The sequence below is a fragment of the Amycolatopsis circi genome (genome assembly GCF_003385235.1).
GTDB lineage: Bacteria > Actinomycetota > Actinomycetes > Mycobacteriales > Pseudonocardiaceae > Amycolatopsis > Amycolatopsis circi.
In genome coordinates this window covers 1-26,693 of record NZ_PQIA01000065.1, presented here as the reverse complement: position 1 = coordinate 26,693, position 26,693 = coordinate 1, and the positions used below count along the sequence as shown (strand labels likewise).

Below are 26,693 nucleotides of genomic sequence, written 5' to 3'. Positions count from 1 at the left end.
TCAGAACTCCTCGTCGGCGACGGCTCGCTCGGCCAAGGTCCGGGCTTCGGGTGGCAGCGCTTCGCGGGCTCGCACCAGGGAAACCACCTCGGCGCGGTCTTCCGGCGTGGTCCCGTTGACGTCGTCGGCCACTCCTACGAGAAGGCCGATCCGGGCGGCGGGCGTTGCCGCGAGCCTGGTCCCGCCTTCGTCCAGGTCTGCCGTTCCGGCGAATCCTCCGCTGCCGAGTTGCAGCGAGACTTCGGCGAAAGGCTCGCCGTCGTGGGTCGCGACTGCGCTGAGGGACGCGTCGTCGAGCGCGCCCGCGACTTCGACCTCAAGCCGGGCAGCGGTCCTGGTCGCGACGATCCGCCAGGCCACCGTGTCCTCGGCGGCGTCCAGAACGCCCGGCGGCACTCGGGCCCAGTCGACGCTGACGCGTCCCTCGGCCAGCACACCCTCGCCGGACGCGGTGGGGCCAGCACCGGCGGCCAAGACGTACGCACGCTGACCAGGGGCCACCCGAGCCGCGAGATCGGCGGCGGCTTCGGCTCGCTCGAGGTCGTCCTGGCGGTCAAACCAGGCCGAAAGCTGCGTGCACAGCTGCTGGACTTCCTCGGCGACCGGCCCTGCGGCAGCGAACAAGCCGAAGTCGGTCGCCTGGTCGAACAGCTCTGCTGGGCTGGCTTCGAAGCCGTCGAGCAGGCCTTCGGCGCTGTCCTCGACGGCCGCCGTCGCGACGGCCGCTTCGAAGTCGAGCAGGGCCGGGTCGAGCGACGGGATTCCGAGCGTCGGGCTGGCGGGCCACCAGCGGCGCGCCCACAACAGGAATGCGAGGCGGGCCAGTTCCGGCTGGGCTGGGACGTCGACCTGCTCGTCGCGGAGCGCGGTCAAACTGGCTTCGGTGCCGACGAGCCGGGTCAGCCACGGTTCGGCTGCGCTCGCGTCGGTGAGTTCGATCCGCATCGACGGTGCCGGGGCGCTGAGCAGGTCAGCCAGTGTGAAGCGGATGAGACCCCCGTCGGCCGCGATGACCGGCGTGTGTACTGGATGCGTCACGAGGCGGCCTCCAATCGCGGCAGGTTGGCGACGAGTGCGCGGCGCACTTTCGTCCGCAGGTCCAGCGAGGTCGACCGGACGACACCCGTCAGGAGGTCTCGGATGTCGGCTGCGGTGGCGGGTACCTCGCCGCTGACGTCGAAGCCGTGCAGCCGGGCCCATAACCTCGCGAGGAATCGCTTGGCGAACTCGCGCAGTTCTCGCACGATCTCGTCGTCTGGCTGCGCGGTGAGGGGAGTCGAACCGGCCAGCGCCCGGCGTGCGTACAGGACGTAGCCCTCCCGCGAGACCTGGGCGTTGAGCCGCTGCGCGAACTCCGGGATGTCGCCGGACGTGGGGCCGTCGAGGGGGCGAAGCGCAGGCGCGAGCACGACGCCGAGCACGAAACATGTTGCCAGCACGGGCAATTCCAGCCCGAATCCGGCGGCCGCCCGGAGGAGTTCTTCGTCCACCAGGTCCGCGACGGGATTCTGCTCGGCGGCGGGAAGACGGCGCAAGGACGCGCGGATCCGACGTTCGATGCTGCGTTCGAGAAGCTCGCCGCCGGTCTCGTCGCGCTGGCTCAGCGGGGGCACGGCGGTGCGCTCGCCGCGCTGAAGGCCGAGATCCGGTGCGGGCAGCCCGGAAACCTCGCGGACGGCCCGCGCGAGCGCGGCGGTGCCCCCGGGTTGGCGTAACGCGAGGCCGAAAGCGTGTCCGGCGGGGGAGTCGGCGAGCGCCTGCCAAGCCGCGTCCGTGAAGCCATTGGCGACCGCGTCGAGAAGTCGGACGAATGCTGCCGGAGATGCGTCCGGTGCGGTGACCCAGCGATGGCGCAGTTCGGCGGTCAAGTCCGCGGTGTGGCGGGGATCTGCCAAGTAGCGGCTCAACTGGTCGACTCCGGACGCACTGTCCTCGCCGTGCCATTCGCGCAACGCCGTCGCAGCCTGTTCCGGCGCGGAGGCGTCCGGCATGCCGATGGCCGTCGCGAGTTCGTAGGCGAGGGGAAAACACACGTCCTGGACGTTTCCCGCCGTGATGCGCAGGGCTCGCCGTTGCCGCTTCAAGTGCGGGAACCACGCCGCTGTGGCGCGCAGCCGAGCCGAGTCGGCGAGCAGCAACTCGGCCACTTCCGCCGCGGCGGCCGGATCCAGCAGCGGACGGCCCAGTCGAGGCCGCGCCGCGGTGCGGATCACCAGCGGATCGACGATCTTCTTGACCGTGCGGGTCAGCGGCCCGCCGTCGGTCGCCGAGAGGACCTCGACGCCCGGAATCCGCCGCCAGGCCCCCGCGAGAACGGCCGAGCGCAACTGGGACTGCCCCTGGCCTGCCGTCATCACGCCCCCTCGCTCCGCCCGCACTTTATCCTGCCCGCGGCGGTTCACCGCCCGGATGATCGCGACGACGACGACCGGACGTCGGCAACAAGGGAAACCGCGTGCCGAGTCGGCGCGGTGCTCATCCGAGGAAAGGACTTCCCGGCCATGGTGCACACCCAGTTCGACCCGGCCGTCCGCGAGGCGCTGGCCGCGAAAGCGGTGGAAGCCAAGACCCGCAAGGATCTCACCTGGCAACAGATCGCCGATGCCTCCGGCCTGTCGGTGGTCGTCACGACCGCCGCCGTCCTCGGCCAGCATCCGCTGCCGAAGGAATCCGCCGAGGCGGTGCCCGAACTGCTCTCGCCGGACGAGGAGGCGGCGCTGGTGCTGCAGACGGTCCCGGTCCGCGTGCCGACCGACCCGGAAGGTCCGTGAGGGGAACCCTGACGGAATCAGAGTCCGTGAGGGTTCCCCTCACGGACCTCGGCACCGCGCGCCAGGCCGCTCAGCAACCAGACCCCAGCGGCAACGTCGCGGTCAACCCGTCGTGCTGTCGGCCTTCGAGCCGGGTCAGGCGGATGCCCCATTCCGCCGCGAGCCGGGTCAGCACCTGGGCCGCCTGCTCGACCGCCGCGGCGTGCGGGGAAGCGACGCGCACGGCGGCTGTCACCTCGGGCACGCCGTCCGAGCGGCGGGCGGTCAGGGAGAGCGTCACCGCGGTCTGGGACGTCGCGCCCAGCAAAGCGCGGATCAGGCGCGGAGTCGTCGCGGGCGGGAGGGCGGACCAGCCGTCCAGCCGGAACGCCGTCTGGGAAACCGTGCCGCTGTGCCAGAGCCGCCACTGCTCCCGGATCCGGGTGCGGCCCGCGGTGACGTGCGCGAGCGACGCGATCGAGCCGAGGAATTCGGGCTCTCCCAACGGAGTCGTCGGCACGCCGTCCCGCCGCAGGCGCCGTTGTACGCGCCGCAGTGCGTTGGCCAGCGCCTGGCGCACCGCATCGTCCTCGTACCGCTCGACGGTGCGCAATGCTTGCAGCGCAAGCCAAATCTTCGGCGGCTGCTGACGGTCGACACCCGCGTGGTACAGCACCTGGGCGGCGAAGCCGGTGCCCGGTTCGGCTGGCGGCAGCAGCGCTTCGGGGCCGGGTATCGGAGCTGGCGAGAGCGAATTCGGGCGCAGGACAGCGGAGATCCCGTCCGTGCGGCTGAAGAGGAAGACGGGGTCGTCGCCGAGTTGTCCGGTGTGTCCGGAACCTTCCGGCGACAGCGCGCGCAGCAGCGCACGGCCGGTCTCGTCGGCGTCGGCCAGTTCGCGGTCCCGGTCGCGCAGCGCGTAGCCCAAGGACAGGAGCAGCCATTCGTAGCCCCAGCGTCCGCGGTACCGCAGTGCCGCCAGGGCCAGCATCGCCGCGGCGCCGAGTCCGATCGTGGCCGCCACCGGCCATGGCCGGTCGATCGCCAGGACCGCCGCCACGAGCACCAGTTGCGCGCAGGCGATCTGCAGCGCTCCCCACCGGCGCGGTCGCTTAACTGTCGGAAGGAGCGCTGGAGTCGGGGGCGGGGTCGTCACGATCGGCCGCCACGGCTGGGCATGGGTCGCCACCGGAGCAGGAGCCGCTGCTCTCGCGGCGGTCAAGGCGGCGCGCGCAGCTGTGCGGGCCGCGGCCTGGGCATCCGCCGGTACGGGAATCTGCTGGCCCTGGCCGATGGGCCGGGGGAGCGGCGCCGCCTCCAGGGCCGGTCGCGCCGGGGCGCTGGCGCGCCGGCCGGGATGTGCCTCGCCGGGATAGGTCACGGTAGCCCTCCTCAGGTCCCGGACAGGGTCGCGGGGAGAAGCTGAGGTTTCCGTGACAGCACGTTTAATCAGGATTTCAACGGCTTGCCCTAGCGTCCGGGCATGGGTTCCGGATGTATCTCGGCTGTAGCCGCTCTCGTTACGGTCCGCCGGTGACCACAGAAACGCCGCGCGCGAGGCGCGCTGCCCTGTTCCGGCTCGGTGCGGTGCTCGTCGCCGGCCTGGCGGTCGTCGGCATCGCCGTCACCGGGCACGCCTCGCTGCCCGACGACCTGCAGTTCGTGCAGGCCGGGCACTGGGTCTACAACACCTCGTCGCAGTCGGCGGTGCACGTCGACGGCGCGACCGGCCAGGTCGACGCCCAGGCGGCGGTCCCGGGAGCGGAGGCGGGCAGCCCGGTCGTGCAGAGCGGCCGTTCGGGCTACGTCGTCGACCGGACGCGGATCACCGAGTTCAGCAAGTCGACGCTCGGCGTCGAGAGCAGCAAAGCGCCGCCCGCCGCCGAGGAGCCGGTCGTGCTGGAGGTCGCGGGCGGCCCGTACCTCGTGTACCGCAACGCCGGGCAGATCGCGCGGCTCGGCGACCCGGCCGCGACCGCGCCGACCGGCGGCCCGCTGTCCGCGCCGGTGACCACGTCCGACGGCACGGTTTGGGTGCACCGCATCGACAACGGCTCGATCTGCGACCTCCCGCGCGGCGCCACGCTCCTGACCTGCCCCGCGCAACTGCCGCAGGGTCACGACGCGTCGCTCTCGATCGTCGCCGACCGCCCGGTCGTGCTCGACACGACGGCCAGCGTGCTCCGCTCGGTCGGCGCGAACGGGCTCGGCGACCCGGCCGACATCGGGCTTTCGCTGCCCGCGACCGTCCAGGTGGCGAGCGACGACGTCGACGGGCGGCTCGCCGTCGTCGACCCGGATCACGGCCAGCTGCACCTGATCGACGCCGCCGGGCTGTTGCAGAGCCGTCCGGTAGCGCGGCCGGTGTCGGTCCCGCTGGAGAAGGGCGGCCACTACGCCGGTCCGGTCGCGACGTCGCACACGGTCGCCGTGGTCGACCAGGCCCGGCACGAGGTGCGCACCTACGACAGCAAGGGCGCGCTGAAGAGCAGCAAGGCGGTGCCCGAGGGCGGCGGCGAAGCGCGGCTGTCGCTCGGCCAGGACCACCGGATCTACGTCGACAACCACGACGGCTCGCACATGGTCGTCGTGGACGGCGGCGACGGCGTGGCCGCGGACGTGGACGTCAGCGCGAAGACGCAGCCGAAACCCAGCCCGCCTCCGCAGCCGGAAACCACGCCCAGCAGCCAGCCGCCCGCGCCGCCGGGTCCGCCCGCGCAGCGGGACAACCCGCCCCCACCGGTCGCGAAGCCGACCCCGCCGGGTTCGCCGCGCAACGTCCGCGCGACCGCGGGCACCGGTTCGGCCACGGTGATGTGGACGTCCGCTCCCAGCAACGGTTCCCGCGTGGCCCGGTATGTCGTGTCGTGGGACGGCGGATCGACCACAGTGGACGGTGCGCGGTCGCGGGTCACCGTGAGCGGATTGACCAACGGCCAGTCCTATTCCTTCAGCGTGGCCGCGGAAAACTCCGCGGGTCGGGGCGCGGCGGCCAGTTCCCGCTCGATCGTGCCGGGCGGAGCCGCCGAGGCGCCGAAGGTCACCGCGACCGTCGGGTCGAACGGCGCGGTCTCGGTGAGCTGGACGACCCCGGACCTGCACGGGGCCGACCTCGACCACTACGCGGTGAGCGCGTCCGGACAGGGCGACCGGTCGGTGTCCGGGAGCTCGACCAGCTTCCAGGGCCTGAGCGGCACCATCACCTTCACGGTCCGGGCGATCACCTCGTACGGCTCGGGCGGGCAGCTCACCGGCAGTCCCGGTTCGGCGCGGGTGACCGTCGCGTCCGGCCCGCCGTCGGTGAAGATCACGAGCGTCCGCAGCACGAACGCGCTGATCGTGACGGTCGACGCGGACTCCAACGGGGGTGCGGCCACCTGCCAAGCCTCGTTCATGGGCGCGACTTCGCCAGCGAAGTCCTGTTCCGGCACCACTCAGCTCACGATTTCCAACGTGGTCTGGATGGGGGCGATCACGATCAAGGCGACGATCCGCAATTCCGCGGGTTCGGCGAACGACAGCTGGACCGGCACTCCGACCACCTCCTGAGAAGGGCGAACGTGAGCTTCACGCCGAAAGCGGCCTACGACCTCATCGCCGACAACGTGCAGACTGTGCTGCGCGGCCATCCGGACGTCGTCCGGATGGCGGTCGCGGCGCTGTTCGCCGAGGGGCACCTGCTGATCGAGGACGTGCCCGGGGTCGGGAAGACCACGCTGGCGCGGTGCCTCGCGGCCAGCGTCGGCGGCCGGTGGAACCGCATCCAGTTCACCCCGGACCTGCTGCCCGGCGACATCCTCGGCGTGATGGTCTACCACCAGCACGCCGAGAAGTTCCAGTTCCACCCCGGCGGGATCTTCGCGAACGTGGTGCTCGCCGACGAGATCAACCGCGGCACGCCGAAAACGCAGGCGGCGCTGCTGGAGGCGATGGCCGAGCGCCGGGTCACGGTCGACGCGGTCAGCCAGCCGGTGCCGCGGCCGTTCCTGGTGGTGGCGACCCAGAACCCGATCGAGATGGAAGGCACCTACCGGCTGCCCGAGGCGCAGCTGGACCGGTTCCTGATGCGGTTGTCGGTCGGCTACCCGAGCCACGACGCGGAAGTGATGGTCGTGATGGGCGACTGCGCGGGCGTCACCGCCGACGAGTTGCGGCCCGTTCTCCGGATCGAAGACGTGCAGCAGGTCATCGCCCGCGTGCGGCAGGCGTATTTGGCGCCCGAGGTCGTGTCGTACGCGGTCCGCCTCGCCGCGGCGAGCCGCAGCCATCCGGCGGTGCGCTACGGCGTGAGCCCGCGCGGCAGCATCGCGCTGATCCGTGCCGCGCAAGGACTCGCGGCCACGCACGGCCGCGATTTCGTGACTCCGGACGACGTGAAGGACGTGGCGCTTCCGGTGCTGTGCCACCGCGTGGTGCTGACACCCGACGCCGAATTGAACCAGCGGCGGGCCGAGGACGTGGTGGCCGAACTGCTCGCCGACACTGCCGCTCCGACGGCCGCGCCCGGGCGCTGAGGCGTGCGGCTCACCCGCCGCGGAATCGCGGCGCTCGTCGGTGCGGTGCTGGGGTACGGGCTTGGTGAACTGGCCGGATACCCGCTGCTGCGCGTCCTTGCCGGGGTCACGGCTGGTGCCGTGCTCGCCGCGGTGTTCGTCACCCGTGCCCGGCCGAAGGCCGAGGTCTCGCGGTCGGTCCACCCGGAACGCATCGAACGCAGCCGACCGGCACTGGCGACTTTGGCGGTGCGCAACGAAAGCGAGCGACGGCACAGCGGGTTCGCCGCGCAGGACTGCGTCGGCTCGGACGTCCGCGAAGTGCAGGTCCGCGCGCTCGCGCCCGGTGCCGCGGCGACCTACCACTACGAGCTTCCGACCAGTGTGCGCGGCAGGCTCGAGGTCGGGCCGCTGGTGCTGCGCCGGTCGGATCCGTTCGGGTTCGCGCGCGCCGACCGGACGCTGGGCGCCGCCGCCTGCCTGTGGGTGCACCCGCGGCTGAACCCGATGCGCCCGGCCGCGTCGGGGCACCCGCGCCATCACCACGACGGCCCGATCACCGATCCGCCGCTGCGCGGTTCCGCCGACCTGCTGGCCGTGCGCGAGTACATGCTCGGCGACGAAGTCCGGCACCTGCACTGGAAAGCCAGCGCGCGGACCGGACGGCTGATGGTGCGCGACTACGCCGATCCGGCGCAGCCACGGCTCACTGCAGTGCTCGACACCCGGCTGGGCGCGATGCGACCGGAGGTGTTCGAGGAAGCGGTCGAGGTCGTGGCGTCTCTGCTGTACGCGTCCGCGATGGCGGGCCAGCACTGCCGGTTGCTGACGTCGTCCGGGCTCGAAACCCCAGTGGGGAGCGGGATTCCGACGGCTCGCCTGCTGCTGGACGAACTCTGTCTGGTGGCGCAGGACGACGGCGATTCGCTGCTGCTGCCCGCGGCGCGGCTGGCCGGTGCACGGCCGGGCGGGGCGCTGGTCGTGGTCACCGGGCCGGAGGCCGATCTCGGGGCGGCGCTGCGCTGGCGCCCGGACACCGTGGTCCGGCTGGGCGTTCGCGAGCCGGGTGTGCGCGCCGGTTCGATCGACGCGGTGGATGCCGTGGACGCGGCGGCGAAGTGGAATGCCCGGGGCAAAGGGTGAACGCCCGGTTGGCGGTGACCGGAATGCTCGGCTCCACCGCGGTGGCCGGGCTGTTGTTCGCGCCGGTGTTCGGGTTGTCGGCGTTGCTCTTGCCGGTTCTCGTGGTCGTGGTGCTCGGCTACGGGGGTGCCGAGCTGTGCCTTCGCTGGCCGGGGCTGACGGCGTGGCGTCCGCTGGTCGTGCTGGTCGCCGGATTGCTCGGAATCGTTGAGACCACGCTGTTTTCGACCACCGTCTCCGGATTGCCCACGGGAGCCTCGCTTCAGGGATTGAGCCACGGACTGACCGAGAGCTGGCTGCAGACGCTGCAATCGACCTGGCCCGCGCGGCCGGACCCCGGGCAGTTGCTGTTCGTGCCGCTGGCGGTGCTGCTGGCTGTCGTGCTCGGCTTGGAACTGTTGCTGCGCCTGCGAATGCCGCTCGTGGCGCTGCTGCCGAGCCTGGCTGTGGCGGGTCTGGCGCAGGCTTATCAGGCGCTGGCCGGGTTCACGGCGCTGTACGCCGCGGTCGCATATCTCGCGCCGGCCGGGCTGCTGTTATGGGCGGCGCGGCCCGGTGGCGGTTCTCTGCGACTGCGGCGGCCGTCCTCTTCGGCCGCGTGGGCGGTGCTGCCGCTGGTGGTCGCGATCGCCGCCGGAGCCGTCGCGTTCGGCGGCCTCGATCCGGCGGGACGGGAGCCGTACCGGCTCGCTGACGGACATCCGGTGCCGCCTCCGCAAAGCCCGGTCAGCAACCCGCTCGACGAGATCGCGGGACAACTGGCCGATCCGGCGCGGCCGGTGTTCAGCTACCGCAGCACCGCCCCGGTCGACCGGTGGCGGCTGGTCGTGCTGACCGGTTTCGACGGCGCGGGCTGGCTGGCCGAACCGAAACTGCGCCGGCTCGGCACCCGGATCGACGGCGTTCCCGGCGCGCCGGAGGTCTCGGCGGAGCTGAGCGTGCCGCCGTTGTCCGGGCCGTGGTTGCCGAGCCAGCCGGAGTTGACCAGCGTGACCGGCGCTGCGCCCCTGGTGGATCCCGGCGCGGGCGTGCTGCTGTCGGCTTCCCCTGGCGGGCAAACCGATTACCGGATGACCTGGTCGGCACCGGAGGCGGACGCGAAATACCTGGCCACCGCACCGGTTGACGCGCAAGCACCGGGCGGCCTCGGCGGTGTCGGCGCAGTGCCCGACGACGTCGCCCGGCTCGCCTGGACGGCGGTGCACGGCCTGCGCCCGACGTTCCAATCCGCCTTGCAGCTGCAGCGATTTCTCCAGCAGAACTACCAGCTCGCGGTCGGCGACGACCTGCCGACCGGGGCTTCCTGGCCGCAGCTGCGGCAGTTCCTGACCGTCTCGAAACGGGGGACGAGCGAACAGTTCGCCGCCGCGTACGTGGCGCTGGCCCGGATCACCGGCATCCCGGCGCGGCTCGTGGTCGGGTATCGCGGTTCGGACACTGCCGGGGCGCACGTCGTGCACGCCGGAGATGCGCTGGCGTGGCCGGAGGTCGCGGTCGCCGGGGTCGGCTGGGTGCCGCTGGACCCGACGAAGTCCGCGACCACGTCCGCCAAGTCGTCCGGGCTGGCGGGCGCCGCGGGACGGGCGCAGTCGCAGTTGCCGCCGCTGGAAAAGCTCCAGCCGCCGGTGTCGCCGCCGGACAGCAGGCCGGAAGCCGCCGCGTTCGTTTCCGGAGCGGGCAGCTGGCCGTGGTGGATCGCCGCGGCGGTCGTGCCCGCGTTGCTGCTGTGTGGACTGATCGGCGTGCCGCTCGCGAAGCTTCTCCGGACGAGACGCCGACGCCGCCGTCTGGGCAAAGACGCGATTTTCGGCGCGTGGGCGGAGGTCCGAGACCGGCTGCGCGCACACGGGGTCGCGTACCGGGCGGGAATGACGCCCCGGGACCTGGCGGAATCGGCGGGGTCGGCGTTGGGGGAGCGGGTGCGCGATCCGGTGCTGCGACTGTCCGGCGTGATGGACGCGGCGCTGTGGTCCCGGTTCCCGCCGTCGGACAGCGCGGTGGGGGTCGCGTGGATGGAGATCCGGGAACTGCGCCGGGCACTGGCCCGCCGTCCTTGGCGGAGCCGGGTGCGTGCGGTGTTCGATCCCCGGCCGTTGTTCCGGCGGTCTGCTTAGGACAGTGCGGTCAGGACGTGCAGACCGCGCCGCGGATCGGGACCGGGGGAGTCTCGTACACGTGGCTGCCGTCGGTCGCACGGATCTGGAAGCAGTACTTGCGAGCCGGGTCGACCGGAACCGACATCGTCCGGTTGCGGTTGGCCACCAGCACCATCGGCGCGATCCGCTCGGCCCCGACGACGACCGCGAAGTCCAGATTCCCCTCGGCGGTCCAGGAAAGCTTGATCTGGGTGCCGAGGTCTGTGGGGGCGGCCAGCGCGAGATGCACGTCCGGAGCCGGGGCCCGTTCGGCAGGCGGAAGCTGCCCGGAGGACGGCGCGGTCGCCAGCGGGAGTGCGGGCCGGGGATCCTGCTTCGCGGTCAGCATCGGGACTGCGATCAATGCCCCGACGGCGGCGGCCAGTCCGGCGGCTAGTGCGGGCCACCAGGCGAATCGTGGCAGCTTCCGGCCATGGCGGGGTTCTTTGGTGTCGTCGAAGGTGTGCAGGAGGGTTCGGCCGGGGGTTGATCCGGTGGCTGGGTCGGGGGAGTTGGCGGACTGAGGAGTCGCGCCTGAACCGCTGGGTTGGCGGGGCGCGGTGAAACTGTTCGGCTGCAGGGCGGAACCGGGCTGAGGAACTGCGCTCGAACCGCTGGTTTGGTGAAGGGATGCGGCGGAACTGTTCGGCTGCTGGGCGGATCCGGACCAGTTTCCGGATTGCGGTGGTGCGCCGCCGATTCCGGGGAGTTGGGCGGTGGGGTTCTGCCAAGCGTCGGGCTGATGCTGTGTCGTGCCGCTCGAACCGCCGGGTTGGTGCCGAGGCGCTGCGAAGCTGCCCGGCTGCTGGGCGGGGCCGGTCCAGGCACCGGGTTCCTGGGGCGCACCGGTGAGAGCGCTGTCCGGTTGATGGGGTGCGTGCCCGATCCCGGGCAGTGGGGAGGCGGGGTTCCGCCAACCGTCGGGCCGGTGCTGTGCCGTGCCGCCAGGTTCCTGTTGAGGCACCGCGGAACCGTTTGGTTGCTGGGCGGGGCCTGGCCAGTCGCCGGATGGCTGTGGCGCGCTGCCGAGTCCGGGTGGCTGTTGGCCGGGGTCGGGCAAGCCGTTGGGTTCCTGAGCCGTGCCGCCTGGGGTGCCGGGCTGGTGTTGTTGCGCGGCGAAGCTGCTCGGCGGCTGGGCGGAGCCGGGTTGCCGCACCGCACCGCCGAGTCCGGGCGGCTGTTGCCCAGGAACGGGCCAGCCGCTGGGTTCCTGCGCCGCGCCGCCTGCAGCACCGGGCTGGTGGTGAAGCGCGGCGAAATCGCCGGGTTGCCGCACCGCACCGCCCGGACCGCTGAACTGCTGTTGCGGCGCGGCGAAACCGCCCAGTTGCGGCGCGGGACCAGCCCAACCCCCGCCCGGCTGCGGTGCCATTCCGCCGAAGCCGACCTGCTGCCCGTGCCCCGCGAAATCGTCGAATTCCACCTCGGCCGGGGCGGTGCTCGTCCGGTACAGCCGCTCCAGCGTCTCCGCCACCGCGGCTGGGTCCTGCGGGCGGTCCGCGGGGTCCTTGGCCAGCAACCGCCCGATCAGCTCGACCAGTGCGGGCGGCGCACCGGGCACCCGGATCGGCGGCACTGGATCGCGGAAAACCTGCAGGATCCGTTCGGCGCGCTGCTGTCCGGTGTGGCGCGGGAACGGCGACGAACCAGAAAGCGCCGTGTAGAGCACGGCACCGAGGCCGTACAGGTCGCTCGCCTCGGAGAGGGCGTCGTCCCGCAGGGTTTCCGGCGCGGCGTAGTCCACCGCGTGCAGGGGGTCGCGCGGGAACCGTCGGCGCAAGGCCAGCCCGAAATCGGCGAGCGCGAGTTCGCCCGAACGGCGCAGCAGCACGTTGTGCGGCGTGACGCCGCCGTGCACGACGCCCACCTGATGCGCCGCGGCCAGTGCGGCCGAGACCGTCCAGCCGACGGCGAGGACGTCGCTCACCGGCAACTGCCCGCCGAGCAGGTGCGCCAGCGACCGCCGGCACAGCTCCATCCGCACGCCGAGGCGGCCGCCCGACAGTTCGCCTGCCTCGTCGACGGGCAGGATCGCCCGTTCGCCGCGCACGGCGGCGAGCGCCTTGCGTTCCCGGTCGAACCGGGCCGCGGTGTCGCGGTCGAGGACGCCGTCGAACACCTTGACCGCCACGTCCTCGCCCGCCAGCCGGCCCGCGTAGACCTTGGCGACCGGTCCCTCGGCGAGCAGCCGCTCCTCGCCCACCCCGATGCTCATGACCGCCATTCTCCCCTGTCCGGGCGCGTCCGGCGCAATGCCCGGGCAGGTTCCTGCCTCGCGTGCGCGTGTCATCGAAACCTCATCCGCCGCTGCCTAGTTTCGATCCCGTCACCACAGCTTCGGCGGCGCCGCGCCGCCCGGAACGGACGGGAACCTCCATGGACATCTGGCACATTCTCGCCAAGCCGATCCTCACCGGCCTGATCATCTTCGGCGTGGGCTGGCTCAGCATGACCGTCCGCAAGCGCCGGGTCGCCCGCACGGAAGCAGCCGCCCCGGCACCGGTCGAGGACCGCTCGCAGGCCGTGCTCCGGCAGGCGCAGCAGTTCGACGCCGAACGCGACGCGCTGGCCGCCCGCGGACAGGACGCGCTCGCCAAGGCCCGCGCGGCGGTGGACAGCTGGCAGGAACTCGCGCAATTGCGGCCAGGCCGCTTCCAGTCCGAATTGCAGGCCGCGTCAGCACGTTTCGACGAGCTGAGCAGGTCCGCGCGCACGGCCTGAAAACCGAAGGGGGAATTCCGATGCCCACCGCCTTGTGGACCGGCCGTCGCGCCGAACCCGCCACGGTCGCCGCCGACGTCGCCGCGACCGTGCAGAAAGAACTCGGCCTCATCGCCACTCCGGCGGCGATGACCTTGCCGGGCAACAGCACTGGCGTCCCGGCAGGCAGTCTTCTGCCGCCGCGCGAACGCTTCAGCGGCATGCCCGCGCCGACCGACTGCTTTGTCTACGTCGACGCTCAGCAGCCCCGACCGTTCGAACTCCGCGCCGCCGTCATGAGCGGCCGCACCGCGGTGCGCCGGGCGCTCGGCCTGGGTGCACTGGTCTACGCGGTGCCACTCCACCTGCCGAACCCGGTCCGGGTTTCGCTCGGCGCACCCGGCGGCCGGGGACTCGCCCCGTTCGAGGGCGACCCGGCGGTCGCGAACCGGCTGAACGCCGACACGGATCTGCTCGAAGCCGCCAACCGCCTGTCGAGCACCCGAGCGGGCCAGACGAAAACCCTGCCGAGCGGCACCGCCCGGCAGAGCTGGGACGTCGATCGCCTGCTGATGATCACGCCCGGCGCGAACGGCGCGGTCCTGGTGGTGCGCACCCTGCACCGCGTGGTCTCGTCTGGCTGGCAGCTGCGCGCGGACACCGTCTTGGACTTCGCCGCCCGGCTCGAAACCGCCCTTCGCGGAGTGTGTGCCTGACGGCGCCTGCCCTTGCCCCGGAAACACCGACGGGGCAAGGGTATTGCCGTGTTTGGAAGTCCTTTGTGGACATACAGCGAGAAGTCCGGAGCGGCGGCAGGTTCCTGCCTCGGCTCCCCGCGGCGGCGGTTCCCGGGAGAAGGTGGGCGCATGCAGACAGCCGGCTTGATCAGAGTCACGATCGCCGCCCCGAAACGACGGATCGACATGGCGCTCCCCGAGCACGCGAGTGTCGCGGAGCTGCTGCCGGGCCTGCTCGCCCGCGCGGGCGAGGGGCTCGCCGACGACGGCGCGGCGGGCGGCGGCTGGCAGCTGCGCCGTCCCGACGGGGCGAGGTTCGATCTCGGCCGCACGCTCGCCGGGCACCGGGTGCGCGACGGCGAGGTGCTGCATCTGCTGCCGGCCAGGGCCGACTGGCCGGAACCGGAGTACGACGACGTGGTGGACGCGATCGCGACCGGCTCGAGCGGGCTCGGCCGGGCGTGGGGCCCGCGGCACACGCGCACGGCTGGCCTGGCCGCGGGCGGCGCGGCTGTCCTGTTAGGACTGGTCACCGTGCTGCGCGCGGGTGCGCCGTGGACCGGTCCGGCGATCTGGGCGCTCGCGGTCGCCGGACTGCTGCTGGTCGCGGGCGTCGTGCTCGCCCGCGCGGCGGGAGACGCCGGGGCAGGCGCGGTACTCGCTGCCGTCGCCTTGCCGTTCGCGTTCCTCGGCGGCGGGTTGCTGCCCGCCGGGACGCACGCGTTGACCGACCTCGCGCCGGGGCAGGTGATGCTCGCAGGAGTGACGCTGACACTGGCGGCCGTGGCGGGCTACCTCGGAGTCGCCGCCGCCCAGTCGTGGTTCGCGGGTGCGGCCACCGCCGGATTCTTCGCCGTGATCGGAGGTTTCGTCGGCGCGAGCGGCGATTTCGCGGCATACCAGGCAGCGGCCGCACTCGCCGCCGGACTGCTGGCACTGTCCATTGTGTTCGCTCCGCTCGCGCTGCGGCTCGGCAAGGTGCCGATGCCGGTGCTGCCGCGGTCGACCGCTGACCTGGTCCGCGACGATCCGCAGCCGCCGATCGACCGGGTGCACGCCGCGGTGGCGCGCGCGGACGGCCTGCTCACCGGCATGCTGGCCGGCGCGGCAGCGGTGGTGGTGTGCTGTGAAATGCTGCTCGTGCACGACGGCAGCGCCGCTTCGGTGACGATGGTCGCGGTGGTCTCTGCCGGATTCCTGGTGCGGGCTCGGCTGTATCCGACGCTGCGGCAACGGAGCCCGTTGCTGGCGACAGGAATGGCCGGGGCCGCGGCACTGGCGACCGGACTGGGCTCCGGGCCGGCGATCCCGCTGGTGTCCTCAGGCGCGATCCTGCTCGTGGTCGCGGCGGTCGTCGTCGCGGCAGGGCTCCTGTTCAGCACTCGCGCGCCGAACCCGTATCTCGGCCGGTTCGCCGAGTACTCCGAGATCCTTCTGGTGTGCTCGCTGGTACCGATCGCGTGCTGGGTGCTCGGGCTGTACGGCTACGTGCGCGGACTAGGAGGCTGAGGGCCGTGGCGTCGAAACGCGATCAGCTCCAGGCTTACCAATTCCTCGTCCAGCGGGCGATTTCGGCGCTGGTCACCCGGGAGACCGACCCCGAACAGCCTCCGTTCCGCCGCTCCGGCGCGGCTGCGTTCGCCGGCCTCGCGCTGGCGATCGTGTCGCTGGCGTGCGTCGGCGTCTACGGGATGATCGTGCCCGGCGGCAACGATTCCTGGCGCGGCCAGGCCGCGGTGATCGTGGAGAAGGAGACCGGCACGCGGTACGTCTTCCAGAACGGCAGGCTGTACCCGGTCGCGAACTACACCTCCGCCCTGCTGGCGCTCGGTCAGCACGCGGCGACCGAGACGGTGTCCGGCAATTCGCTGGCCGGAGTGCCGCGCGGGCCGCGGATCGGGATCCCGGACGCGCCCGACGCGCTGCCCGGCCCGGAGCGCCTGCGGACCGGATCGTGGTCGCTGTGCTCGACTCCGGCCCGCGACACGGCCGGGAGCGCGATCCAGGAATCGGTCCTGCTCGCCGGGGCCGAACCGGGCGGCGGGATCGGACTGTCGGACGCCGCGCTGCCGGTGCAACTCGTGTCCACCGGAGACCGCTACCTGCTCTGGCACGGCTACCGGCACAAGATCACCGAGTACGGCACAGTCGGCACCGTGCTCGCGCTGACCGCCGCGTCGTGGGCTCGGGCGGGGCAGGCCTGGCTGGACGTCGTGCCCGAGGGCGCGCCGATCGGGCCGCTCCCGACTGCGCAGGCCGGCCGTCCGTCCACCGCCGTGCCCGGGCGGTCCGACGTCGTGGCCGGCTCGCTGCTCGTCGTGCACACCGCGGGCGGCGGGCAGCAGTACTACGCCGCCGAACCGGACGCGCTTCGCCCGATTACCGAGCTGCAGTACCAAATCGAGCTGGCCGATGCTCAGCTGGCGCGCGCCGCTTACTCCGGCGCGCAGCCCCGCGCGCTCCCGCTCGCCCCGGCCGAGGCAGCCGCAGCGCGCCAACTGGACCCGGTCCCCGCTACCGCGGACGCCGCGCCGGCCGCTCGTCCGCAGCTCGCCCGGCTGTCCGATCAGGACGCGACGCTGTGCGCGGTCTACGCACCCGGTGCGAGCGCGCCGCAGCTGATCGTCGGCCCGGAACTGCCGCCGGAAAACCAGCTGCTGTCCACCGCCGGCCGATCCGCCGCAGGGACTCCGCTGGCCGACCGCGTCTACGTGCCGCCGGGCTCCGCGGTACTGGTGGAGGCGATGCCGTCCGCGCAGGCCGGGTCCGGCACGCTCACCCTGGTCACCGACCTGGGCAGGCGCTATCCGCTGGCAAAGCCGGATGTCGCGAAGACGCTCGGCTACCCGTCCGCCGCGCCGGTGCGGCTGCCCGGCGGGCTCGTGGCCCGGCTGCCGGAAGGACCCGGTCTCGATTCCGCCTCGGCGATGCGGCCCACCGTGGCTGGGTGACGGCCTATGCTGGCGCGGCAGCGATCACGGAGCCTGGGGGTGGTGATGCCGGAACGTCGTGCCAGACAGCGGATTTCGCGGACGGCCGTGCTCGGGATCGCGCTTCTCGGACTGGCCGGATGCGGTTCGGGCTCGCAGCCCGCCAGTTCCTCGACGTTCCTCGACCTGGTGCGGGCGTCCAGCCCGGCCAAGGAATTGCGGTTCCGGCCCGTGCTCGCTTCGGCGGAGACCGCGTCCACCGGCACACCGCCGAGCTCGCAGGATCGGCAGAGCACTGACCCCGCGGTGCAGCAGCGGACGCTCGGGAGCCTCACCTGCGGATCAGGCCGTCCCGATCCGCAGACCGGTGAGGACGACCCCGCTCTGCCGCTGGTGACCTGCGACCGGTGGAGCGGTACCCGCTACCTGCTCGGCCCGGCGGCGCTCGACGGCTCGGCGATCAAGTCGGCGGGGCCCGGCACGCGAGGCTGACGTCCGTGAGGGCCGCCTTGGCGGAATCTGTTTCCCTCAAGGCGGCCCTCACGGACGTTTGCGAACCCGCCGTACGCCGCCGCTGCCGAGATCAGGGCACCGGTTCAGAGGTTTTCCCTCGGATAGCGGGCTTCCCACTGCGCCGCGTACCGGGGATCGGCCTGCGGCGGGTGCGCGGAGAAATGCCAGAACGCGTCGCCCGCAACGGTTTCCGCCAGGTCGCGCGGCTCAAGCCGGTCCAGCCACTCGGCGGGCAGCCCGGGCATCCCGTACCGCGCCCCGAGGGCCGCACCGGCCAGGGCACCGGTGATCGCACTGCGGCCGGAGTGGCGGATCGCCGACACCAAAGTCCAGCGCGGGTCGAAGAATCGCCGGAAGACCGCTGTCATGCTCCGGCCGACCGCGTCCGCGGCGGTGTGCCCGGAGCCGAGCGCGTCCAGTTCCTCGTGGTCGGCCCGGACCAGCTCGACCCGTGCCCGGGCGGCGTAGGCCAACGCGTCGGCGACCGGGCCGGACACCGACCCCGCGGCCAGCATCTGTTCGACGTGCACATGCGGCGGCAAGACCGGGTCGGCGCGCCGGAACAGCCGGGCGAACAGTTCGGCGATCGCCGCGGCCGCGTCGGCGGCAGGCTCGTCGGCACCGGCGCCGGCGGCGAGCAGACGGCCCGCTTCGGCCGCGGTGCGTTCGTCGGTGTCCGGCCCGCCTCCGCACAGCGCGGCGGCCAGGCCCGGGACGAGAAAGCTGACGTCATCCGGATCGGCGGGCACCCGGGAACGCAACTCCTCGACCCGCGTGAGCCAGCCGTCCTCGATTTCCGTTTCCTGCCAACGACGTCGGGCACGTGCGCCAGTCTCGCGCAAGTCAGGCAGCCCGCGCAGCAGGCCGTCGGTGTGGAACAGCAGCTGCGCGGTCAGCGGACCGAGCGGGCCGATCCGTGCCGGTTCCTCGTCGATCTCGGAGACGGGCGACCGGTCCACGGACGCACCGAGCGATTCCCCGAGCGCGAACCCGACGAACGCCCCGGCGATGCGATGCCACTGGAAGCCGACGCCGTCCGCGTCCTGCCGGAAGAACTTGCCCGAACCCGTGGCGTGCGGGCGGACGCGGCCGAGAGAGTCGTAACCGGCGGTCAGGCCGTTGGCGGCGAGGTCCTCGGGCCACTCCTCTCCCGGCGGCGCGTCGAGGTCGCCGGGGCCCACGCCGTTGTGCCGTTCCCACGCCCGGCCGACGACGAACCGTTCACACTCCACTTCGGACAGTTCGAACCCCGCCGCCCGGGCCTTCGCCGCTGCCTCGGACAGTCCGGCGAGCGGCTCCGTCAGCCCGAACCTCTCGCCGACCAGCCGGGCAGTCCCGGTCACCCGCACCGAATGCTCGGGCGAGACCTCCACGACCCGCGGCGCCGGTCGCAACTGCGGCCATTCGCTGCGCGCCTGCGCCAATTCCGCGGCGGCGAGCCGGTCGGCCGGGAACGATCCCGGGTTGATCAGCAGGCCGGCGCCGGGGAAGTCTTCGAGGATCGACAGCACGTCGGCGCGGAGCCACTGCGCCGTGCCGACCGGCAGCCTGCGCCGGGAGCTGTACACCCGCAGGATCGTCCGTTCGTCCTCCCACTGCTGCTCCAGCGGCAGCCCGCGGTCTGGATCGAGCGGCACGAGGATCTCGGCGCCGAGCAGCCCGGCCAGGTAGCGGGGCCGGTCGTAGCGGCCGGTTCCGGCGCAGCCGAGCAGGTACTCCAGCGGCGTGTCCGCGGGCGGGTACCCGAGTCGTTCCGGTCCCTGCCGGTATTCGGGGTTGATCCGGATCTCGCCGGTCGGCGCGCCGTCGACGTATTCACGCCAGGCGAGGACGGCTTCCAGCGGTACGCCGAGGCAGGCGACGCCGCTGCGTTCGAACTCGGGTTCCAGGACTTCGCGCCAGTCGCTCTCGCCGCCCGCCGCGACCGGCGAACTCGGCAGCCGCCCCTCGGGGCTGAGGTCGGGCTGCCGGAGCGCGCCGTCCTCGCGCACCACGAGCGCGGGCTGCGGGACCAGGGACGCCAGCCAGTCGCCGGTGTCCAGCGCGCGGGCCGAGTCGTAGGGGACGTACCAGCCCTCCGGCACCCGGAGCACGTGCTCGCGGTCGACGCGCACGGCATGCTCGCCAGCGGTGAGATCGACCGGCGTGCCGGTGCGCAGCCACTGGTCGACCATGGCCGCCGCTTCCGAGGCTTCCAACGCCGCTCCTTCGTGTGTCACCGGTAGTCCCTCGCCATTCCGTCGCGGCCGTTCCAGATGCGGCCGGTCCACTGTTGTCCGCCGATCCGGCCGAGTCGTTGGACTTCCTCGTGCCGGTCCCGGGCCTCGTCGGCCGCGTACTCGCTCATCCCGCTCGCGCGGAGCATCCGCACCAGCCATCCGGGATCGATCGCCCGGATGCGGGCCAGCACCTCGGCGTCGAGCGGCCGGTTCAGCCAGGCCGCGACGAACGGCGAGTTGATCCCGATGAGATCGTCGGCGTAGTCCGGGAAATTCTGCCCGTTGTCGATTGCGACGACGTTGCCGTCCTTGGACAGCGCCTTGCAGTCGGAACTGGCCCCGACATAGCCCAGGTACGCCATTTCCTGCTGCTGCGCGAGCGGGTAGGCCGAGACGTCGAGCGCGGGGGAGAGGCCCTCGATCCGGCGCTGCGCGGAACCGGGGCCGCGCGGGCCGTCGATGTGCGCGGTGACCGGCACGACGTTCGACCCGACGGCTCGGGCCAGCCGGTACATCGCGTTCTCACGGAAGCCTTGCCCGCCGTGGGGAATCGGCACGGCGAGCGAGCGGGACTCGCCCGAGGCGGGCTTGTAGACGGCTTGCGACCCGTCGGCGTAGGTCAGCCAGTGGGTTTCGTTGGCGCTGGCGAGATTGTCGCCGAACTCGGCGTGGCCGACCATCTCGGCGGCGACCAGCGCTGCTTCGTCCGGGTCCACAAAGGACTCCGAGTCGGCAGGCGGCGCGGGGAGGCCGCGGCGCAGGGCTTGTTCGAAGAGTTCGCGCTGCCGCCGGCGCAGGACTGCCGCGACAGCCTCGTCATGCGGGGTGCTCGGCTGGGTTTCCTCGACGGCACGGGCGAAATTGCCGAGCGCACGCACGGTCCCGGCCACGTCTTCGATCGCGGTCAGCCCGAGCCGGAGTTCGGCCGGGCACCCGTCGGGCAGGCGGAGGGAAATCCGGATCTCGCGGTGTCCGGTGGGGTCGGGAGCGGCGAATCCGTCCTCGACGCCGGTGATCCGGGCCGGGCCGTCCCGCCGCAGCACCTCCAATGCCTGGTAGATCCAGGAGACCCGGTCGAACCGGACGGAGCCGGGTCCGGCGGTGCCGCCGGTTTCCCCGGCCAGCCAATGGACGAGATCGGCGACGGGTGTCCTCGCCGGGACGGGATCGCTGACGTTCTCGCGGATCGAGTCGAGCGTCTGGGCCTGGGCCGGAGCCGGTTCGAGCGGCCGGGGCGGCGGGGCGAGAGCGTCCTCGCGCAGGATCGCCTCCGGGCCGCGGGCTTCGACCTCCGCCACCGCTTCGGCGAGGATGACGTTCTCCGCCGGTTCCGGGGCGGCCTCGACCTGAGTGTTCTTGGTGACCACGACATCCAGCTTCGCGAACTCGTCGTCTGCGTGGATCCCCTGTGCCGCCCGCCATTCCCGCAGCCCGGACGCCTTGCTGCCGTAGAAGTGCGGCTTGACGTCGGTGTAGAACTCGACCCCGCGCCGGTTCGGCGGCAACGGGCCGTTCCACGCCTGTACCGCCGGATTGCTGCCGTGCCGGGGCGTCCTGCCCCAGACCTCGTTCGATTCTTCGATCAGTTTCGCCGTTTCCGGGGATTGGCTGCGGCTTTCCAGCCGGTGGTACGGGCCGTAACGCGCCGGTTTCGCCGCGTCCGAAGGCGGTCCGGCCGGATGCGGCGCCTGGCGCATCGGAGGCCGGAGCGGACGGCGTGGTCCGGGCATCGAAAACTTGACGCCGCGCCCTTCGTCCACACCGGACGAAAGCGGGTCCCGGGCGAGGTCCCGGTGCCCCGGTGTCCACATCGGACCGGGTGCGGGGGTCGCTCGCGGCTCGCGGTAGGGACGCCGCAGGTCGACGCCCGGGCTCGGTGGCGGGGGGTCCGGCACGTACAGCTTGCCCGCCGCGGGCTGGTACTCCGGCGGCGCGTCAGGCCAGGGCAGGAAGGCGTCGGTGAACGGCAGCAAGGCCAGCCGGGCCGGATACTCGGGCAGGCGCAGCAGCTTGCCTTCCAGCCGGTCGAAGAACGCGATGCCGTAGCGGCCGTGGGCGACCCAGCCGAGCTGGTGGTATTCGTTGTCGTAGCGGTCCGTCGTGACGATGTGCAGGAGAGCTCTCGCGCCGAGCGGCCGTTCCGCCATCGCGATGATCACGCTGTCGTAGGAATCGTGGCTGTGGAACCAGAATCCGCCGAACCAGTACGCCAGATAGCCCTGGTCCACTCGCCCGTCCGGATGCCACGCGGCGCCGTAGGCGTTCGGGTCCGGCCGGTCGTAGCCAGGCTGTGCCTCCCGCACGAAGCGGGCCGCCTGCGACTTCGACACGGTGCCGGCGTCGATCGCGGGGAGGGAGTGCGTCCGGGTCGCCCGCGCGAGCGGGGATCGCCGCCAGAGCCGGAACACCGGATGCGTCAGGACATGAACCGGCGGGCTCTGCTGTTCGGCGGGCAGCGGCGGGAGGTTCTTCCCCGCGAACTGCGGTGATTGCCGCAGCACGTCGTAGACCGCGCGCAGCCGTTTCCCGTGGTAGCCCTCGGTCCGCTCTTCCGGCCGCACGCGGTCGAGCCCGGCGGGCGGCGAGACGACCGGTTCCGTCGACCGCAACGCGGCGAGATCGACCGGGAGCAGGTGGATCTCCAGCGCTCGGGCAGGCAGTTTGGTGGCGGATCCGGTCATCGGGTCGGCGAAGATCGGCACTCCGGTCCGTTCGCTGACGATCACCGCGCTCACGTGCCGGGCGAGCGTGCCGTCGTCGCCGAGCGAGCGCACGGCGACCGCGGCCACGAGCCCCTTGCGGCCGGTGAGCGCGGCGATGAGCCGGTCGTACTCGCTGCCGTGCGCTTCCCACGTCCCGCCGAGCCGCTGCCAGAGCGCGGCCAGCGTTTCCGGCTCCGGCCCCGCGGGCACCGCGGTGGTGTCCCACCCCGCCATCCGGTGGAAGAGCGCGCTCGTGGCGGAGACGCAGTTCGACCGGTACCGGTAGCGGTCGAGGCGGGCCGAGCGGTAGTTCGGGTTGACCTCCCGCAGCAGCGGGACTTCTTCGCGCAGCAACGCTTCGAGCACGGCGGCGGGCGCGGTGTCGGCGGTGACCGCGGGCAGCGTGTACTTCCCGTTCTTCTTCCCGGACCAGATCGCCAGTTCCACCGCTTTCCTCGCCTCGGCGAGCTGTTCGGCGCTCCAAGCGCGGGCCCGGGTTGCCCAGCCTTCGGGCACGACGTCGGCGAGGAAGCGCAGTCCCAGCACCGTCCGCACGGGGTCCGGCCGGTCCGCGAGACGGTCCGCGAGCAGCTGCCCGGGGCTTCGGTAATCCGGTTCGGGAAGCTCGGCGGCGGGGGGCTCGAGGCGGGTGAAGCGCATCGGATCGCTGGCGGCCTGGTACTCGCCGAGGAGTTCGTTGAGTTCCCGGATCGCGGCGACGGCGAGCCGGGCTGCTCGCGTGCGTTCGTGCTCGAACGGCAGCAGCAGCCGGCGCAGCTCGCCGGAGAGCCGCTCGGGCTGGCGCAGCAGGTCGCGGGCCTGCCGGGCGAGCTGGCCGTCACCGCTGTTGTCGTGCCAGTGCACCAAAAGCTCCACGTGCGCGGCGATTTCCTCGTCCCGGGGGCGCGAGTTCAGGAGCTCCGTCACCCGGTTGACGAGCTGGCGGCCGCGGTCGTGCTCTCGTACCAGGTCTCCCAGCCGTGCGGCGAGGTTTCCAGTTCCTGCGTACTGCCGTACAACGGAAATCAGCCCGTGGAGCAGTTCCGCGTCGGCGGTTTCGTGCTGCTGCAGCACCTGCGTTACGTGCGTGGCGAAGTCGCCTTCGCCGGTGCGCAAGTACTCCCGGAGTGTCGCGTCCAGGTGGTTGGCGAGGAAGCCGTGCTCGCTGCCTTCGTACTGGGTCAGCTGCGCCCTTGCCCGGGCGGAAAGGCGGGGCAGTTCGTCGCGCAGCAAGGCCTGGCGGCGCTCCAGCGTCGGACGGAAACCCCAGTGCCCCAGTTCGTTCTCGACCGCCAGGTCCAGGGCGTCCAACTTCTCCCGGAGTTCCGTCGCCCATTCGCCGGATCGGAGGCTTTCGTCGGTGAAAGTGAGCGGCTCGAATTCGGAAAGCGGCGTCACAGCAGGGAGCCTCGGCTGCTCGCCTTGCTCCCGCCCGGCGGTTTCGAACAGGAGCCGGAGCACGTGTCCGTTGGCGACCGCGTCGCGATCGCTTTGCTGCTCGACGGGAGTGCCTGCCCGGTCGTCGGTCAGGATCTCGCGGATCCGGTAGTACGGCTTGCCGACGACCGCGAGCAGCCCGGCGACCGCCGCCGCGACGGCACCCCACACGGACGTGGCAGGCACCCCGGCGAGCACGCTCAACCCGACCGTGAATCCGCCCACGGTGACCGATCTGGCGGTGATGACCGCCGCGTACCGCAGCCGGGAAACAGCGGCCTCGCGGGACACCGGTTTGGGCAGCAGCGGCGGTTTCGAACGTATTTCCGCGAGTGCTCGCTCCACTGTGGACGACCTCGCGCCCGGCCGCGCGGTTCCCACCGCGGCAAGCGCCTCGCCCACCAGGTCTCGCAACAGCAGGTCCCGGTCCCGGATTTTCACCGGCAGCTGGGTTTCCCGTTCGGCGCGCATGCGCATCGCGATCCGGGCGAGCTTGTTGTTGACCTCGCCCACCGCGAGGTGGTTGTCCGCAAGGGCGGAGATCCAGCCCGCGACCCCGAGCTTGGCGAGGTCCACGGCGGCGAGGATTTCCAGCGGGGTGAAGTGGTCGAGCAGGGCCTTGAGCGGCTGGAGGGTCGGGTGGGTGATCTTGTACAGGTCGGGCAGATAGGGGAGGAAGCTCGCCACGGCGTCCATCAGCTTCGAACCCGTGACGTGCTCGGCGAAATCCGCCGTGGCGCGTTCGGCCGGAACCGGGGTCAGCTCGGCGAGCGCGGAGCCGGGGATCACGCCGTCGGCCAGCAAGCCTTCGATCGCGGCGCGGGCGTGCACCAGCTGCCGGTACAGCTCTTTCGCGTCTTCGAGGTCGTACTCGTGGAGTTCGCGCCGGATCGCGTCGTGCGCCGCCAGCTCGGCGCCCTTGCGCCGCCGACGGGTGTAGCCCTCGGCGAGCGGCCGGAACACCGCCGTGCCCACCCCGGTCGCCACGAGCGCGAAGAACGAGCCGGTCGCGATGTCCAGCGGGAACCCGACCGCGGCGGCGGTTCCCAGCGCGACCAGCGGCGGAGTGCTGAACCGGACGATCCGGGTGCGCAGCGGCAGGGCGATGTCCGGCGCGTCGCTTTCGAGCTGCGCCGGGGCAGGCACGCCGGTGCTCAGCAGCGGGGTGCCGAAGTTCGCTTCGTGCCAGCTGTTGACCAGTTCGTGCTGATCTCGGCCGCGGTCGGCGTTCGCGCGGATCTCGTCGTACTTCTTCTTGAGCGCGGCCTGTTTGTCGCTGGCGATGTCGTAGCGGCGGGTCATCGCCGCGCCCAGCACCGCGGACGCCGCGCCGTACACGAGGTAGCCGATGCCGTTTCCCGGGTGCCCGTTCGCGAAACCGGAGATCGAAAGCGCGACAGTCATCGCCACGGTGGCGGGCTGCTCGAACACGATTGTGGTCGCGACGGTGAACGCTGTGGTCGGGTAAGCGGTGTCCTTCCGCTCCACGGCGAAGGTGTCCACGACGGCGCGCGCATGGGCGCCGAGCGCGGCGACGCGGTAGGCGTAGCCCGGCAGTTGCTTTTCGAGCCCCGCGTGTTCGAGCAGGCTGCGCAACTGAGAGATCAGCTGCCGCCGGTGCCGCGGACGCCAGGCCGGAGTCGTGGTGATCCGGTCTCCCAGCACCTCGAGCCGGGCCTCCAGCGCGCGGTCCGCAGGGCCTTCCGGCAGCCGGTCCGCGTCGGTGTCCGGGCGGAACGTTCCCGGATCGCAGGTCGCGGTGCGGAAGTAGCGCGTGCCGAAGGCGAACGCCGCGCGGACGATCTCCTCGACGTCCTGCGGCCGGAGCCGGGCCGGGAGGTAACTCGAGAGCACCCGGGTGCCGGGGTGCACGGAAAGCCCAGTCGATTCGAGCGTCGTGCGGGGCAGCACGTGGAACGCCGCGGTGAAGAGGTGGCGGCCGTCGTGGAACACGTCGTAGCGGAGGCCGGGGCCGGCGGGAACCAGCAGGATGCCGGTCCGTTCGGCGGCCTTCCCGACCTGCGCGCGGATCGCCGCTTCGACCGCCGCGGGATGGTCGAAGCGGCGCGCCGGGGTGTCCACCGGAAGGCGATGGCCGATTTCGGCGGCGGGATCTGCGACGGGCCAGTGGGTGACGCGGTAGCCCTCGACCGCCTCGGCCGGACGGTATCGGTCAGCCACGGTCAGCGCGCGGTCGATGCCTTCCGTGCGGACGCTGTGCGCGCCCAGCGCGGAGAGTCGGGCGCTGGCGTGCGGATCGTCTGCGGCCATGCCGAGGCAGGACAGCAGCCGCGAGAGGTGTTCGCGCATCCGCCGCCGGTCGCGCCGCCGCGTTCTGTCCCGGTCGAGTTCCGCGCCGAGCGCGGCGACCTGAGCGACGTAGCCGAGGTCGGTCGGTGTCGGCCTCGGTGCGGTGCCGGGGAATCGGTCGTGCCAGAAGTGCTGCTCGGGAAGGGAAACCGGGTCGCCGCGCCGGTGCGCCGCGAGCAGTGCCGCACCGGCGGCCATCGCGTGGGCCATCGGGAGGACGGCCAGGTCCGGGGCCAGCCAGTCGGGAAGCCGCAGGACGACCAGCGGCAGCGGCTGCCCCGGCGTGGGCTCCCGGAAGACCTGGAAGGTGATCGGGTTCCGCGGGGAGTACCCGAGGTTCGGGGTCGGGATGACCTGGAAGGCGAACACGGTCCCGGACTGGTCGAGGAACACGGTGTCGTCCGACGGGCGGGGGAACGGGCCGTTGTCCAGAACGTGCACACCGGCTGCGACTGCCGCGGCGGGCAGCATCCGGCGGGCAATGTCCTCGGCGGCCGGACGCTGCCGGGCGGCGGGGATCGTGCTGAGCGGAGTGTGGATCTCGATGGCGCCGGTGAGGGGCGGCGCTGCTGCTGCTTCCGCTGCGGGTTGGACGGCGTGGAGCTGATCGGCGCTGGGTTGGAC

17 protein-coding genes are annotated in these 26,693 nt (G+C 72.3%); 11 read left to right on the top strand and 6 right to left on the bottom strand.

Features of this window, described 5'->3' with window-relative positions; translation table 11 throughout:
* Positions 1–1,038, bottom strand: a complete 1,038-nt coding sequence (locus tag D0D37_RS25525) for a hypothetical protein (protein ID WP_116203099.1) — start codon at positions 1,036–1,038, stop codon at positions 1–3.
* Positions 1,035–2,354: a hypothetical protein gene (locus D0D37_RS25520; RefSeq protein WP_116203098.1), complete on the bottom strand. Its 1,320-nt coding sequence runs from the start codon at positions 2,352–2,354 to the stop codon at positions 1,035–1,037. Before D0D37_RS25520 ends, D0D37_RS25525 begins: the two co-directional genes overlap by 4 nt.
* 147 nt (positions 2,355–2,501) lie before the next feature.
* Here D0D37_RS25520 and D0D37_RS25515 point away from each other — a divergent pair, with 147 nt between their 5' ends.
* The gene (locus tag D0D37_RS25515) at positions 2,502–2,771 is read left to right on the top strand and encodes a hypothetical protein (protein ID WP_244223672.1); all 270 of its coding nucleotides are present in this window, start codon (positions 2,502–2,504) and stop codon (positions 2,769–2,771) included.
* 70 nt (positions 2,772–2,841) lie between these two features.
* Here the strand turns inward: D0D37_RS25515 and D0D37_RS25510 are convergent, their stop codons facing one another.
* Entirely contained in the window at positions 2,842–4,131 is a 1,290-nt protein-coding gene (locus D0D37_RS25510) for a type VII secretion protein EccE (RefSeq protein ID WP_244223671.1), read from the bottom strand.
* Positions 4,132–4,283: 152 nt separating this feature from the next.
* Here D0D37_RS25510 and D0D37_RS25505 point away from each other — a divergent pair, with 152 nt between their 5' ends.
* The 4 genes from D0D37_RS25505 to D0D37_RS25490 are packed head-to-tail and all read left to right on the top strand — an operon-like array spanning position 4,284 to position 10,500.
* On the top strand, positions 4,284–6,299 hold the full coding sequence (locus D0D37_RS25505; protein ID WP_244223670.1) for a fibronectin type III domain-containing protein: 2,016 nt from the start codon (positions 4,284–4,286) through the stop codon (positions 6,297–6,299).
* An 11-nt stretch (positions 6,300–6,310) separates the two neighbouring features.
* Positions 6,311–7,264: an AAA family ATPase gene (locus tag D0D37_RS25500; protein WP_116203096.1), complete on the top strand. Its 954-nt coding sequence runs from the start codon at positions 6,311–6,313 to the stop codon at positions 7,262–7,264.
* Between the two features lie 3 nt (positions 7,265–7,267).
* Entirely contained in the window at positions 7,268–8,386 is a 1,119-nt protein-coding gene (locus D0D37_RS25495; RefSeq protein WP_116203095.1) for a DUF58 domain-containing protein, read from the top strand.
* A complete protein-coding gene (locus tag D0D37_RS25490) occupies positions 8,383–10,500 on the top strand; it encodes a transglutaminase TgpA family protein (RefSeq protein WP_167493572.1) in 2,118 nt (705 codons plus the stop codon). The genes D0D37_RS25495 and D0D37_RS25490 overlap by 4 nt, the downstream gene beginning before the upstream one ends.
* 10 nt (positions 10,501–10,510) lie before the next feature.
* On the opposite strand, the gene D0D37_RS25485 is transcribed toward D0D37_RS25490, so the two are convergent.
* On the bottom strand, positions 10,511–12,736 hold the full coding sequence (locus D0D37_RS25485) for a serine/threonine protein kinase (protein WP_116203094.1): 2,226 nt from the start codon (positions 12,734–12,736) through the stop codon (positions 10,511–10,513).
* Between the two features lie 161 nt (positions 12,737–12,897).
* Here D0D37_RS25485 and D0D37_RS25480 point away from each other — a divergent pair, with 161 nt between their 5' ends.
* From D0D37_RS25480 to D0D37_RS25460, 5 genes are all read left to right on the top strand, one after another.
* The gene (locus D0D37_RS25480) at positions 12,898–13,242 is read left to right on the top strand and encodes a hypothetical protein (protein WP_116203093.1); all 345 of its coding nucleotides are present in this window, start codon (positions 12,898–12,900) and stop codon (positions 13,240–13,242) included.
* Between the two features lie 20 nt (positions 13,243–13,262).
* Entirely contained in the window at positions 13,263–13,937 is a 675-nt protein-coding gene (locus tag D0D37_RS25475) for a hypothetical protein (RefSeq protein WP_116203092.1), read from the top strand.
* A 150-nt stretch (positions 13,938–14,087) separates the two neighbouring features.
* Complete coding sequence (eccD, locus tag D0D37_RS25470) at positions 14,088–15,467, top strand: type VII secretion integral membrane protein EccD (RefSeq protein WP_116203091.1); 1,380 nt, start codon at positions 14,088–14,090, stop codon at positions 15,465–15,467.
* Positions 15,468–15,472: 5 nt separating this feature from the next.
* Positions 15,473–16,909, top strand: a complete 1,437-nt coding sequence (eccB, locus tag D0D37_RS25465; RefSeq protein WP_116203090.1) for a type VII secretion protein EccB — start codon at positions 15,473–15,475, stop codon at positions 16,907–16,909.
* A gap of 39 nt (positions 16,910–16,948) precedes the next feature.
* Positions 16,949–17,380: a hypothetical protein gene (locus D0D37_RS25460; RefSeq protein WP_116203089.1), complete on the top strand. Its 432-nt coding sequence runs from the start codon at positions 16,949–16,951 to the stop codon at positions 17,378–17,380.
* A gap of 104 nt (positions 17,381–17,484) precedes the next feature.
* Here the strand turns inward: D0D37_RS25460 and D0D37_RS25455 are convergent, their stop codons facing one another.
* Both D0D37_RS25455 and D0D37_RS25450 read right to left on the bottom strand, forming a co-directional pair.
* On the bottom strand, positions 17,485–19,620 hold the full coding sequence (locus D0D37_RS25455; RefSeq protein ID WP_244223669.1) for a YrhB domain-containing protein: 2,136 nt from the start codon (positions 19,618–19,620) through the stop codon (positions 17,485–17,487).
* The gene (locus D0D37_RS25450; protein ID WP_208720145.1) at positions 19,617–26,510 is read right to left on the bottom strand and encodes a toxin glutamine deamidase domain-containing protein; all 6,894 of its coding nucleotides are present in this window, start codon (positions 26,508–26,510) and stop codon (positions 19,617–19,619) included. Before D0D37_RS25450 ends, D0D37_RS25455 begins: the two co-directional genes overlap by 4 nt.
* Between D0D37_RS25450 and D0D37_RS47490 the strand changes: the two genes are divergently transcribed.
* On the top strand, positions 26,505–26,693 hold a 189-nt coding region (locus tag D0D37_RS47490), incomplete at its 3' end, for a hypothetical protein (protein WP_208720144.1). The two genes, D0D37_RS25450 and D0D37_RS47490, sit on opposite strands and share 6 nt — an antisense overlap.